Source organism: Paenibacillus sp. F411 (assembly GCF_017582705.1).
Taxonomy (GTDB): Bacteria; Bacillota; Bacilli; order Paenibacillales; family Paenibacillaceae; genus Paenibacillus_AQ; species Paenibacillus_AQ algicola.
Window position 1 is genome coordinate 101,129 of sequence record NZ_JAGFIP010000005.1, and the last position, 13,728, is coordinate 114,856.

12 protein-coding genes are annotated in these 13,728 nt (G+C 47.9%); 2 read left to right on the top strand and 10 right to left on the bottom strand.

Annotation, left to right across the window (positions count from 1 at the left end):
* Window positions 1–3: 3 nt before the first annotated feature.
* The 10 genes from JJQ72_RS07385 to JJQ72_RS07430 all read right to left on the bottom strand — a co-directional run bounded on the left by JJQ72_RS07385 (window position 4) and on the right by JJQ72_RS07430 (window position 11,067).
* Entirely contained in the window at window positions 4–1,335 is a 1,332-nt protein-coding gene (locus JJQ72_RS07385; protein WP_208203245.1) for an oligosaccharide flippase family protein, read from the bottom strand.
* Complete coding sequence (locus JJQ72_RS07390) at window positions 1,322–2,494, bottom strand: glycosyltransferase family 4 protein (protein WP_208203246.1); 1,173 nt, start codon at window positions 2,492–2,494, stop codon at window positions 1,322–1,324. The genes JJQ72_RS07385 and JJQ72_RS07390 overlap by 14 nt, the downstream gene beginning before the upstream one ends.
* On the bottom strand, window positions 2,491–3,270 hold the full coding sequence (locus JJQ72_RS07395) for an SGNH/GDSL hydrolase family protein (protein WP_208203247.1): 780 nt from the start codon (window positions 3,268–3,270) through the stop codon (window positions 2,491–2,493). Before JJQ72_RS07395 ends, JJQ72_RS07390 begins: the two co-directional genes overlap by 4 nt.
* Window positions 3,236–4,720: an O-antigen ligase family protein gene (locus tag JJQ72_RS07400; protein WP_208203248.1), complete on the bottom strand. Its 1,485-nt coding sequence runs from the start codon at window positions 4,718–4,720 to the stop codon at window positions 3,236–3,238. The genes JJQ72_RS07395 and JJQ72_RS07400 overlap by 35 nt, the downstream gene beginning before the upstream one ends.
* Complete coding sequence (locus JJQ72_RS07405; protein ID WP_243895933.1) at window positions 4,690–5,619, bottom strand: glycosyltransferase family 2 protein; 930 nt, start codon at window positions 5,617–5,619, stop codon at window positions 4,690–4,692. The genes JJQ72_RS07400 and JJQ72_RS07405 overlap by 31 nt, the downstream gene beginning before the upstream one ends.
* Before the next feature lie 16 nt (window positions 5,620–5,635).
* Window positions 5,636–6,355 (bottom strand): sugar transferase, encoded by a 720-nt coding sequence (locus JJQ72_RS07410; protein ID WP_208203249.1) that lies wholly within the window; start codon window positions 6,353–6,355, stop codon window positions 5,636–5,638.
* Window positions 6,356–6,371: 16 nt separating this feature from the next.
* Window positions 6,372–7,262 carry a UTP--glucose-1-phosphate uridylyltransferase GalU gene (galU, locus tag JJQ72_RS07415; RefSeq protein ID WP_138226856.1) on the bottom strand — a complete coding sequence of 297 codons (891 nt, stop codon included), beginning with the start codon at window positions 7,260–7,262 and terminating at the stop codon, window positions 6,372–6,374.
* A gap of 259 nt (window positions 7,263–7,521) precedes the next feature.
* Window positions 7,522–8,163, bottom strand: coding sequence for a CpsD/CapB family tyrosine-protein kinase (locus tag JJQ72_RS07420; protein ID WP_138226857.1), 642 nt, complete (start codon window positions 8,161–8,163; stop codon window positions 7,522–7,524).
* A complete protein-coding gene (locus JJQ72_RS07425) occupies window positions 8,144–8,890 on the bottom strand; it encodes a YveK family protein (RefSeq protein WP_208203250.1) in 747 nt (248 codons plus the stop codon). The genes JJQ72_RS07420 and JJQ72_RS07425 overlap by 20 nt, the downstream gene beginning before the upstream one ends.
* Before the next feature lie 290 nt (window positions 8,891–9,180).
* Window positions 9,181–11,067, bottom strand: a complete 1,887-nt coding sequence (locus tag JJQ72_RS07430) for a glycosyl hydrolase family 28-related protein (protein ID WP_208203251.1) — start codon at window positions 11,065–11,067, stop codon at window positions 9,181–9,183.
* 183 nt (window positions 11,068–11,250) lie between these two features.
* On the opposite strand from JJQ72_RS07430, the gene JJQ72_RS07435 reads away from it, so the two are divergent.
* Together JJQ72_RS07435 and JJQ72_RS07440 are read left to right on the top strand one after the other, a co-directional pair.
* Entirely contained in the window at window positions 11,251–11,685 is a 435-nt protein-coding gene (locus JJQ72_RS07435) for a VanZ family protein (RefSeq protein ID WP_175415344.1), read from the top strand.
* An 85-nt stretch (window positions 11,686–11,770) separates the two neighbouring features.
* Window positions 11,771–13,720 (top strand): asparagine synthase-related protein, encoded by a 1,950-nt coding sequence (locus JJQ72_RS07440; protein WP_208203252.1) that lies wholly within the window; start codon window positions 11,771–11,773, stop codon window positions 13,718–13,720.
* Window positions 13,721–13,728 lie beyond the last annotated feature (8 nt).

The window sequence follows — 13,728 nt, forward strand, 5'->3', positions numbered from 1 at the left end:
TATTTAATACTTGCTTCTATATTGTTGAACTCGCTCAAATACCCACCTAATATCTTTCCCTGATATTAGCCATTGTTTAATCATCACTTTATGCTTCATCTTATAGATAAAAGAAATAATAAAAAATTCAACGCAGGAAGATATTAAAAGACTGATCGCTGCACCATGGATCCCTAACCAAGGAATTAATATATTCAGTAGAATTACATTAGACCCAAGTGTTATTAGTCGAACTATAGTAACAGCACCAGGTCTTCCTATTGACATGAAACCCTGAGATAGAATCCAGGAAAGACTAGCCAACGCAGTCTGGAATATCAGTATACGAAATACCGGAACCGCATCATCAAATGAACTGCCGTATAACATAATAAGAGCATAGGGCGCTGCAATAAATACTAAAGCTCCAATCAGTACAGTAATAATTGAACTAAATCGGAACACCCTAAAAGTTAAATCTAATGCTTCATTTGCCCCTAGCTCTGAAGCTTTAGGATACAATACAGTTGTTATTGCATTCTGTAATGTGTTAAGCATTTTAGCCAAATTTAATGAAACTACATATAATCCGAGAGCACTTGGAGACAACAAACCTACTACTAATATTTGATCAATATAGCCAGAAAATGTTCCAGCCACATCAGTACCGTAAGACCTAATACCATAACTCATTAATTTCTTAGCGGATCGCCTCTTCTGTCGTTGTTTTATTTTGTAATAAGATACAAGACGTACTGTGGTCCATATAGCAATTGGAATAACCGGAACAAGAAATGCTATTGAAGTCATAAATGGTGTTACATGATTTGTAAATACTAAAATCAATAATATTATTAAAGTACCAAAAACTGGAGAGTATCTCATGAAATTAAATTGCCTATATTCTCCCCTCGATTGCAAGGCCGCTGTGTTAATTGAACCTATCAAAGCCACTGGTGACATTACTAAAGCTAAGGTAGCAAACTCAACAACTAATGTAGAATAATCTTTCATCCAGAATGGAATAATTACGGATCCCAAAGCCATTGCAATAATTCCCAATATTATACTCATATATAATGCAGTAATGTACAAAGAACCTTGATCCTCATCTTTTCTCTTCATAAAATATATTAGAGCAGTTGGCACTCCCATTGTAAGAGAGTATGCTAGAAATCTAGGCCACATAATCATTGCAGCCTGCTCTCCCCGACCTTCTGGCCCTAGATACCGGGCAATAATAATTCCTGTTACTACATTAAGCCCAAGTATAAATACATTAGATGCAAATACTTGAAACACATTGCCGATGCTTCCCCTCTTGTTCCTGAAGTTTGCTAACTTAACAATCATCATGTGCAATACTTCCTTCACGATAATTTATCGGGGTGCGATTTAAAACCTTATTAAATAGATACATATACTTTTCGGACATAATTTCCCAAGAATTATTCTTTGCCACGTTTCTTGCTTCCAAAGCCATATTATGTAGCTTGGTTCGATCGTCAAGCAGTTCATTAAGAACTCTAACCAAAGAATCAACATCATCCGGTTCTTCTAGTATTGCTGCTGAGTGACTAGATAGTAGTTCTACTACACCACAACAATTACTTGTGATTACAGGAAGACCAGTTGCCATCGCTTCAAGAATAACCAGAGAAAACGGCTCATATCTAGAAGGAAAAATAAATAAATCAGATAAAGACATTATTTCCGCAATATCTCCACGGTAGCCTAGAAAATGTACTCGATGCTTTATACCTAACTGTTCTGCCAGCAAGGGATAAGGACTCTTATCTACATATCCTAAAACTAATAATTCAATTTGCTCCGTCCTAGCTATTGACATCAATACCGTCTCTAAGTTTTTTCGCTTAGACTTAAGATCACCGGCGAATAAAGCATAAATCCTTTCATTATGCAAACCAAATTCACTACGTACAACACACCTCGGATAGAACTCATTTAAATCTACGCCATTCGGAACCACTGTAATTTTATTTTCATTAATTTTAGCGCTATGAATTAGTTCTTGCTTCACTTGCTCAGAAACTGCTATCACTTGCTTTGTACGATTAATTGCAATCCGCTCTAAAACTGAATTTACCTTGCTATAGATAAATTGGTAAACGCTCTTCGGGCTCTTACTTTCATGAAATGGATGATATGGGGACTTAATCCAAGCACTGTGAACAAAGTGTACACAATTAATATCAGATCGAGCATAAGTTATAAATCCATTAACTATTAAGAGTTGTATTGATTTTCTTTTAACAAAAATAAAGAAAGTCGATAAAATTGCAAACCATTGATATTTAAGAAGCATACTAGGTAATATACTTACCTTGATTTGGTGCCATTCAATATTTGGATGTAATCTTAAGTCTTCATCTAGTTCTGAAGATACGACAAGAATCATGTGTCCTTGTCTTAAGGCCTCAACTATAACTTCATAGTTAACTCTTCCCTGTCCATCACCTTTTTTCACTTTATGTGTCACGAAGCAAATTTTCATTTAGCTACCTCTTTCATAAGCGAATCACTTAAGATACATCTGGTCATGGTCTCCATCAATGCTTCGGCAATTTTATCATGCCCATTTTCATTCGGGTGAAAGCGATCTGCAAAGTAATCATCCCACTGATGCAGCATCATAGATGAATCACACATAAACACTTTTCCGCTAGCTCTAGTGTACTCAAATATTTCTTTAAGTGCTCTACGGTAAATTTCCATAGAGTTAGGGGTTCCAGGGAAATATTTTTCTTCTATACTTCCTGGTATTAGTAGGATAATCCTAGTGTTTGGACTATCACAAAGCACCTTTTGCACAAACTCCTTCGTTTGTTGCTTAAATTCTGTGACATCCATCCACTGTTTACCTCCAAATACTTTGATCAATAAAACCTTCACTCTCCAACGGATTGCTGATTCCATTTGTTCCATACATCTTCTAGTGAATCGGGACGAATAATACGGTCTAGGATCCATCCAACCAGCTTTCCGCCACCTACGAGGCATATACCGAAGTATACTTTTTCGTTCTCTCACTACTGCTTCAGTGTTTCCATGTGCAAATACGATTAGTTCAGGTTTCATTTCCAGGATATCGTGCTCATATCTTTGGCGCGACTCATTAACTTGCATTGCACTAGCTCCGTAATTAATTATTTCAATTGGTTCTGTTAACCCTTTACTGAGCTTTGACTTTAATAAATTGGCATAAGTTTTACCCGATCTAGTTACACCTAATCCTTCAGTTATTGAACCTCCTAGGAATACGATACGCAATATTAGACCTCCCATTATTTTTTTGATCTGAAGGTTTATCTACATACGTAAATGAAAGTGCAAGTAACAGTAATAATACAAATCCGCTTAGACCCCGTAATACATTACTAGCCATCATCAAGAATATAATCACACAAACTATGGAAAACGAAAGGGGTGTGTAAAGCTTTTCTAGTTTACTCGATTTGAACAAGGACACTAACAAATACAAAATAAATATTATAATCACAGTCCCAAAAAATACGCCAAATGTGTAAAATATGTTCAAATAACCGTTATCAAATGCGATTAAAGCAGTATCATTCTGAGTCAACTTCGCCCCTAAACCCGAGCTGCCTAATCCCATACCAACCGGATTAGATAATACTGTCGTAAATATGTGTTTGGAGAATAGTAATCTTTCATTGAAGGAGTGATCATCCTCTAATGCACTGAACGTATCCAATCTGGATACAACCTGTGAAGAACCAGGCAATACAGGAAGAATAAACTGGTAAGCCAGCAGTAAGATCGCTGCCAATATCAGCAGCTGGAGCCTATTCTTCATTTTTGAACGAAAAAAATACGCCATGATCATCACAGCGCATGCTATCCAGCCTACTCTTACTAAAGTAAGCAATAAGGCAAACGCAACTAGCAGTATGCCAGCATATCCGAATACACGCCATTTCTTCTGAACGACCATAACGGCCAGAGCTACAGCAAGAAATACCCCTGCTGGGCCCGGTGAGTTCAGGAGTGAAAATAATCTGAAGCGTTGCGGCTCCGCAATGCCAATGGAATTCATCTCGGCATTTGTCATCCAGAAATGATCCCAAGGTGGAAGCACCATATATTGATAAATACCGTAGGCTGCCACGAGCACCGCTAAACATGAAAAGCTGCGAAGCCATTGATCATGTGTCTTCCGACTAAACCCGGTCAAATGGACATACACAAGCACAAGAAATGGAACCACATAATTAAGAAGATCAAATACCGAGGACAATCCGTATCTCCAAAAACCTATGGCAAAGCCATAGACCAGTGCGGCACCAATTAATTTAATCACAAGTCCGATTCTGCGATCCAGATGCTTTATATTTGGGATAACAGGGATCAGCATGACCAAGCTGACCGTATAAGGAATTAACGAAATCAAGGAAGTCTCCGTGTAAGAACGAAAAGACCAATCCAGAAATCGTCTTATTTCTGGGCTAAACACCCACATGGTCAATGCGTAGGGAAGAAGGGCTTGCGGGCTTTTGAAATGAATATGAAGCGCAACAAGCATGCTAATGAATAGTAAACACAGCTCAATTAGCCTCATATGCAGTGATCCTGTAGAACCTGCAAGTCCTGTCATCACTGCAATGAAAAGAACCATTGACGCAAGAACAAGCCTGCCTAGCACGCGATCCGTACCACCCAAGGCGCGGCTTAATCCAAAGATCCTCTCCATGTCTTCCATCCACCCCATCTGCCTTTAATAGATAGTTTCCCCTTTTTCAAAGCCACATACCTCTGCTCTGGAAGCATTCTCAGACACTGCAGCAGCCCTGGAGATGATTTACTCCCAACCGCCGCAACCCATAGCAGATACAGCACACGGCGTGACAGGCTCGCATGCTTCAGCATGGCATACGTCTCATTGTGGGCCATATTGAAAAATGCGGTCTCATTGAAGCTGTTTCGCTGATCCTCATCAAATCGCTCTGCCGGGAAATGGTCTACACAGACCTGCGGATCGTAAATCAGCTTCCAGCCCTTCGCTTTCACCGCTCTGCTGAATTCCAGCTCGTTATGAACCTGCGCACCGCTCCCCTTCAGGCGCTCGTCAAACCACAGTCCGGCTATCGCCTGGCGTCGAAAGCTCATATTGGCGCCTTTAAGAACATCGACTTCCCGTGGATTTCCCATGCCAATATGATGATTTCCGATGATACGGCCGTAGGGCTTGATGATCCCAACCTGGGATTTCATTGGCTCGATGGCTGTTCCCCGTATGTGGACAACATCTCGGCCCCCAACGCCTCCTACCCGGGCATCTGATTGATAATGATGCTCCAGCTGCTCCAGCCAATCGGGGTGAGGAACGGTATCATCGTCTGTAAACGCCAAAATGGAGCCTGTACTGTTCTGAATGCCGCAGTTCAAGGCCGCAATCATTCCACCACGGACGACAACGACCATGACCAGGTTTTCGTCCTCTATTTTCTCAATAAAACGCCGGGTTTCTACATCGGTATCTCGTACCACAACCACAATCTCATCGGCTTGCCTGCGCTGCTGGCGAAGGCCTTCCAGACAATGGAGAAGCACCTCCACCCGCTGATACGTGGGAATTATAACGCTTATTGTCATCTTCATCCTTTGAACAACTCCATCAATAAGCTGAATTCGGAAACACCATGACCTTGACCGTACGCAGGATCACCTTCAGGTCCAGCCAGAGTCCGCGTTTCTCGATGTAATCCAGGTCGAGGGCCAGCATTTCCTCGAAGCTCAGGCCGTTTCGTCCGCTAACCTGCCACAGTCCAGTACATCCCGGTGTGACAGCCAGGCGCTGCTTGTCGTAGCTGCTATACTGTTCTACTTCTCGCGGCAGTGCCGGCCGCGGGCCGACGAGGGACATGTCTCCCCGAACGACATTCCACAGCTGCGGCAGCTCGTCAATGCTCGTCTTGCGAATCCATTTGCCGATTGCTGTAATCCGGGGATCCTCTTTCATCTTGAACATGGCCCCGTTGATTTCATTCTGTGCAAGCAGCTGCTCCAGCTGCTCCTCCGCGTTGGAAACCATGGAACGAAATTTATACATGCGAAACAGCTTTTCGTTCTTTCCCACCCGGGTTTGGCAAAAAAAAACGGACCCCTTAGGATCCTCCAGCTTGATCGCCAGGGCAATGACCAGTAAAAAAGGGGACAGCAGCAGCAGTCCCCCTAACGCCAGCAGCACATCGGTGCTGCGCTTCCATGCCAGATACAAGCGGCTTTGATGACCGCCGAGCTCTCTCCCCGTCCGTTGCTGCAGTGTATAACCGCCATAGCTCGTACTGCCATCCAGCACGATGTCTGCATCGTTATGCTGCGAATTCGGATACATGATTCAGGTCACCTCGTTAATTCAGTATTTTTCCGGAGTGCTCCCGTTCCAAAATACTCTCCATGCCCTCCAGCAACGGCTTGCGAAGCTCATCATTCTGCAGCGCAAAATCCAGTGTCGTCATAATAAAGCCCAGCTTCTCCCCGACATCATGGCGCGTGCCTTCGAAATCATAAGCGTATACGCCTTGGGCCTCGTTCAGCTTCTGAATCGCATCCGTCAGCTGGATTTCACCGCCCGCGCCCTCCTCCTGCCGCTCCAGATAATCGAAGATTTCTGGCGTCAGAATATATCTGCCCATAATGGCCAGCTGGGACGGCGCTTGTCCTGCCGGAGGCTTCTCCACGAAATACTCCACCTCATACAGCCGGTTCATTTTCTTCGCCGGTGCAATAATGCCGTAGCGGTGTGTCTGATCCATCGGTACCGTCTGCACCCCAATCATGGATCGCTGCGTAGTTTCGAATTGCAGCGCCAGCTGGCGGATACAAGGCACTTGAGATTTAACAATATCGTCACCCAGTAGAACCGCAAACGGCTCGTTTCCAATAAAATTACGTGCACACCATACGGCATGCCCTAGACCCTTGGCTTCCTTCTGTCTTATGTAATGAATATCTACGTTTGAGGAACGGCGAACCTCGTCCAGCAGCTCGAACTTGCCCTTGCTGAACAGATTGTGCTCCAGCTCAAACGCGTGATCGAAATGGTCCTCAATGGACCTCTTTCCCTTGCCGGTGACAATAATAATGTCTTCAATGCCCGAAGCCACGGCCTCCTCAACAATGTACTGAATGGTTGGCTTATCGACGATCGGGAGCATTTCCTTCGGCATCGCCTTGGTTGCCGGCAGAAACCGGGTGCCGAGCCCTGCTGCGGGAATAATCGCTTTTGTGACCTTTTTCATCGTACCTTCACGCTCCTGTCCATATTTTGGTGGAATGAATACATCAGGACTCTTTTTGTTTTTACAGAGGACTTAGCTACACACTCTTCCCCCTGAAAAAAACATAGCTAAGCCTTCTGAACAGGGCATTCAACCCATCCTCACATCACACCCTTGACAATCATGTCTAAGGTCCGAAAACGAACCCACAGCGTGACCGAGTGCCTACAGTGATAAAGGTGCAGTAGACATTACCTATTCGCTGTAAATTCCTTACTGCCTAGACGACCCGATTCATCACAACGCCCAGCATTCTGGCATGAACATGCTCCAGCTGCTCCCGGGCTTTCTTCAAATGCTCTTTTCTCACCTTGCCCGGCGCGGCAACCATGATCACCCCGTCACATATGGAGCCGACAATTACCGCATCCGAAGCCGCCAGTACGGCAGGAGTATCTACGAGTAGAACATCATATTGCTGCTTCAGCTGCTGCAGAAGCTGGTGCATCGCCGCAGAATCAATAAGCTCTGACGGATTGCCCGGAACAGGGCCGGACGGCAGCAGATCCAGATGCTCGAAGTCGGTAGGCTGCACTGCATCCTGAATACTGCAATGGCCGGTCAATAGGGAGCTCAGTCCCTGATGGTTCAGCTGAGGAAAAATGCGGTGCAGCGACGGCTTGCGCAAATCGGCATCGATCAGGAGCACCTTTTTGCCTTCCTGGGCATATGCGATCGCTAGGTTGCTAATCGTCGTTGTCTTGCCTTCTCCCCCCTGAGATGAGGTGACCATGACAGTGCGTGACTCCTGATCCTTGAAGGAGAACTGGATCTTGGTCCGCAGCAGCCGGTAGCTCTCCGCGATGGAGGATTTGGGGTTCATGGATACAATCAAACTGCTCTCATTGCTGAATCGTGGCATACTTTCCCTCACCTGCCTTTGGTTGTTGTGGAGCTTTCTTCGACTTGAACGCCGGCTTGAGATCACTCTTGGTCATACGGCCGACAGAGGCCAAGACCGGAGCTTCCATAATTTCAAGCACCTCTGACTCCGATTTCAGGGTGTCATCCAGATAATCCAGCAGGAAGATAAACCCGATCGCCAGCACGAAGGACACCATGAAGCTGATCAAAAGGTTCATCACCGGGTTGAAGTTAATAGCTCCCGGATTGGCTGCCGGGTCGGCTTCACTCAGAATCGTGATATTATCGATATTCATAATGCTCGGAATTTGGGCTTTAAAGACGGTAGAGACCGCATTCACGACAGCAGCGGCTTTTTCATAGGAAGTATCTTGATAGACGAGGTTCATCACCTGAGAATTGTTCGCTGAGGAAACCGAGATGCGGGCGGCCAGCTGTGATGCGCTCTCCCCCAGCTCGGGGTATTGCTCGACGACTTTATTCATTACGGCCGACGACTTGATAATTTCTTTATAGGAATTGATCAGAAAAATACTCGTTTGAATGGTGCTGGCATTCAATCCATCGCCCGACGACTGATTCACGATCAGCTTTGCATTTGCTGCATATACCGGTGTTGTAAAATAGAAGCTCTTCACACTTGCTGCCGTTAAAGCGACCACCACCATCATGACAATCAGCCACCACTTTTTCTGGATGACCCGGAAATACTGTTTCAGTTCCATTGGCTCGCAACCCTCCGCTAATGATTAATGCTGACACTTGTAACTAGAGTCCTACTCCGAGGCTCCACCCGAAGTCATGTGTAAGCCTTGCGATACACTATGTAGATTACACACCATAATTTAAGATACAATTTGTATCATGTCAAGCTAATTTTCGTGTTTTTCTGGAATCTGGAAGTCTGTTTGGATGTAAAGGTTTTCATTTTTAGGCAATAAGCAAGCCATGGATGTAACTAGAACAAGCCCCGCAGAGCCTGAATCTGCAGGGCTTCATCTTCTTTTCTGGTACCTTAGGTCCGGATGAGCTGCACACTGCCATTGCGTATGGCTATGCGGTAACGCTCCCCGGTCGCTTCGTCCGTCAGAATTACACCATTGCCCGGTCCCCTGATTTCAAGGGAATCCGTCATATAGCTGTGGGGAACCGGCGAGTAGGACCCGATCTGGTCCCAGTTCACCATGACTCCTGCAATATACGTGTCCCCGGTTTCCGGAATACCCGCGATGCTAAAATTGTATAATCGTCCGGTTCGGCTGGACATCTCCCGGCCCCGGAGGTGCTTCCACCCCGGCTCCCGCCAAGTGATTGTATCGTTAAAAATATATTCCCAGTTCTGCGCCGTCACCCGTCCCAGGGAGCGGTACAGGGAGCTGCTACCGGTGCTCGTTTCGAGGATGAAATACTGCATCGCCAGGTTCCGTCCGGCATCCCCTTCGTACGGAAGCGAGGGTGCCTGAAAGTCAATCACAACTCCCGGAGACCGCGAACCATCCGGGGTCACCTTCAATATAACGGGATTGCGGCCAAGGACCTGCTTCATTTCATTGCTAATAGGAACCGGAACCTGCTGCGGACTGACGAGACTGATCGTACCGCCATTCGTGACAGTCCAGTTCGACAGCACCTCCGGGTTGCGCAGCAGATTGGGCGCGGAGACAGGCATCCCTGTGCGGTGCTCCCGCTCCCGCATCCGTTCGTGCAGGTCCGAAGTCCGGTACAGCGGGGTCCATTTCCGCCGGATGACAGTCTGGGGCAGATTCAACCCCGTCAGATCACTTTCCCGTTCACCGGTCAGGACTTCAATATATGCGGTGCCTTTTCCACCTGGAGCCGTGGATAATCGCAGTTCCCCCAGATCATTATGAATGGTGACTGGATAGGTCAAGGTACCGAACCAGGCCGCATACTGCTGCTTCTCCTCCAGCCGCATCAAGGAATCCGGCAGTGCGTACTGCCAGCGGGTGGGATCGTCCGAGTATGAAGGAACGGACCAGGAGAACCCGAAGCCGAACATTCTGAGGCTGGAGGTATTCGATTTACTGAGCAGCTTGATGGCAGCCTCCCCGCACTGCTCGAATTGCACAGTGGTGTAAATGCCGTTTAAGCCATTCACAGAAGCGGCCTGGCGATAATCGTCCATCCCGCTGTCAATACATTGGTAGATCGCATAAGGCGCAAAGCCCAGATGCACCCTGTGCATATCGGCGGGAAAGCCTCCCCGGTGTCCGGCATGAAGGATGGTTCCCAGCAAAACGCCGCAGAATGCTCCGGAAATGCCGCCCCCTTGAAAGAAATAGTCCCCCGAATTGATTCTGCAATACACACCGATGAGCCCGCCCCAGGAGCAATCATAAGAGGTGACATGGCCCTTCGTGCTGTTCAGCAGCAGTCCCGTCTTCACTCTAGCCGTCTGAATATTGCGGAAGATTGGGGTAGCACCGCCTGCGACCTCGATCGCTGCACTGCCTGCTGCAAACATCTCATAAGAGCTCTGCTCGAACAGGCTCTTCTCCACCCAGGTCGAAAGATTTCTGGAATTGTAGCCCACCATCCCGAAGATGGAGAAGTTCTCAAATACCGCCTTGACCCCCGCATCCTGAATCCGCAGGCACGGGAGCAGGTCCGAGGACGTGTCCAGCGGGTCCCACAAAATCCGGCTGCCCTGCTGCCCGCTGTCTACATAGGGCGCTTCACCTACAATGCCGCGGCTCTGATTCTCAATAGTCTGCCGAATCCGGTAATCCCCGGACGGAATATACAGCCGGTGCCGCTTGCCGCACGCTGCCATGGCCGCCTGAAAGGCAGCCGTATCGTCAGCCTTTCCGTCGCCGACAGCCCCATACCATTTGACATTAATGCCCAGAGCCCTCATTTCCTCATCCATCGGATTGGCCATCTTATCTCCTCCTTGCTATATCATAGTGAAGGCCGTGCAAAAAGGTTTGTAGTACACGCCCAGGGCCGTATCTATATTCTATGAAATTGCACCTTGATGGTTGAATCCGGCTTCTCTGCTCGTATATGATACAGAGTGACTGGAGATACATATTGTATCAAATAACAAAAGGAGAAGGTGTTTGTGCGTATTTTGTTCACAGGGCTCTGGGCCATCCTGCTCTTCATATTTACATGCTCCTTCAGCTTTCAGGACCTCATCCAGCATCAAAGCCTTGACTTCAGCTTTAATGCTTCCCCCGATTGGTCGGAGCTCACCGAACAGGATGTTCAATGGTATCGGCGCGACTGGGTGCTGCGTAAGGCCGGACATCTCCTGGGCTTCTTTCTGCTGGCACTTCTGGCCTCCGGTGGAGGCAGAAGCACGTACGCATTCGGCTTGTGCCTGCTGTACGCAGCAGCTACCGAAATTTTGCAGCTGTATTTTTTTCGCGGTGGGCGTATTTACGATATGGCTATTGATGCTTTGGGGGTTCTTATGGCCTACCTGTGGTGCAGATTTCTCGTGAGGGTCAAATTAACCACTACTAATTTCACTAGACATAAAAAAAACACTTGATACAATTTGTAACTTCATGTATATTATGACCGATACTAAATGTATCTAATAAAACGTCAGGATGATCATGAAGGAGAAATGGATCATGAGTGCCATCGCCTGTATTTATCGCCTGGACGGAGAACCTGTACAGGCTGGGCATGACGAACTAGTCATGGACGCCCTGAAGCTGTACCCGGCAGATCAATGCTCCGTGTGGCAGCATGAACATGTCATGCTAGGATGTCTGCTCCAGCAAATGACGACCCAGTCTCTGGAGGAACAGCTTCCCTACCACGATTCCCGCCGCGGTCTGGCCATAACGGCAGACTGCATTCTGGACAATCGGGAGGAGCTCATGGACCAGCTGCTGATTCCACAGGAGCTGAGATCCTCCATGCCAGACAGCCAGCTCCTGCTGTGGGCCTATGAGAAGTGGGAGAGACGCATGCCGGAGCGGCTTGTGGGAGACTTCGCCTTCATCATCTGGGATCCGCGTCAGCATGTTCTGTTCGGTGCCCGGGATTTCTCCGGAGCGAGAACGCTGTATTATCATCGCGACCGGCAGCAGCTGTCCCTGTGCACCATGATTAAACCCCTGCTGTCCCTGCCCCATATACATAAAAGTCTGAACCATACCTGGCTGGCCGAATTTCTCGCCATCCGCGGTGTGTTCGAGCCGCCGGATATGCTCTCCACTGTTTATGAGGGGGTTGCCCAGCTGCCTCCCTCACATACCCTCACCGTCCGAGGAAATGACATCACGATTCAGAAATATGACAGCCTTAGAAATATCAGCCCGCTGCAGCTATCCTCCTCTCAGGAGTACGACGAAGCTTTCCGGGGAGTCTTTCAGAAAGCGGTGACCTCCCGCTTCCAACGGAGCCACCGCAAGGTGGGCGGCTATCTCAGCGGAGGTCTGGACTCCGGTTCCGTCGCCAGCTTTGCCGCCAAGGCACTCCAGCAGCAGCAGCGGCCGCTGCATACGTTCAGCTACGTCCCGGCCGAAGATTTTGAAGACTGGACACCCAAGCGCAGACTCGCCAATGAGCGGCCGCTGATTGAACAGACGGTTCAGTTTGCCGGTAATATGGAGCCCAGCTACTTGAGCTTTCAAGGAGCCAGCCCGTTCACCGAGATCGATGAATGGCTGGATACCCTGGAGTCCCCTTACAAATTCTTTGACAACACCTTCTGGCTCCGCGGCATTCATGAAGCCGCAAGCCAGCAGGGCATTGGTGTCCTTCTCAGCGGTGCCCGTGGTAACTACAGTATCTCCTGGGGTCCCGCATTCGGTTATTACGCCACTCTCTTGAAGCAGCTTCAATGGGGCAAGCTTCGGCGGGAGGTTCAGCAGTACAGCTTGAATACCGGCACCAGGCGCAAAATTATGTATTCTGTCTTGTGCCGCAAAGCATTTCCGATCGTCAATCGGCTCAAGCCGGTGGGAACAGCTTACGAGTTTCCGCAAATGATCAATGACGCTTATGCCAAAGAAACCGGCATCTACCATCGGCTGCAGGATCAGGCCTTTATTGGCATCGGCTCTGAAGCCGAGCTGCCGGCAGATCCGCTGGAGGCGCGAAAGGTTCATTTTGAACGCATTCACATGTGGGGTACGACCGGAACGAGCGGCTCCAAGCTTTCACTTCGCTACTCTCTTTGCGGCCATGACCCGACGAATGATCTTCGTGTCATCCGGTTCTGCCTGGCAGCACCCATCGAGCAGTTTGTGCAGCAGGGCATGGATCGGGCGTTGATTCGCCGCTCCACCAAGGGCTTGCTTCCGGATTCAATCCGCCTGAATCAGCGCACGCGGGGTATACAAGCGGCCGACTCCCTGCACCGAATGAAGCCGCATTGGCAGGAATTCTTGAACGCTCTGGAGCAGATGCGGCAGGATTCGCGGATGCAGCATGTGATGAACATGCCGGCCGTAGATACCGCGCTTGCCGAAGCACGGCATGGTATTGCGTCAGATCAAGCTTACCAGCCGGCATTCAAGCTGCTCATGCGAAGTCTCATTCTGCATCGATTTCTGCAGCACCACATGTAAAGCACTGT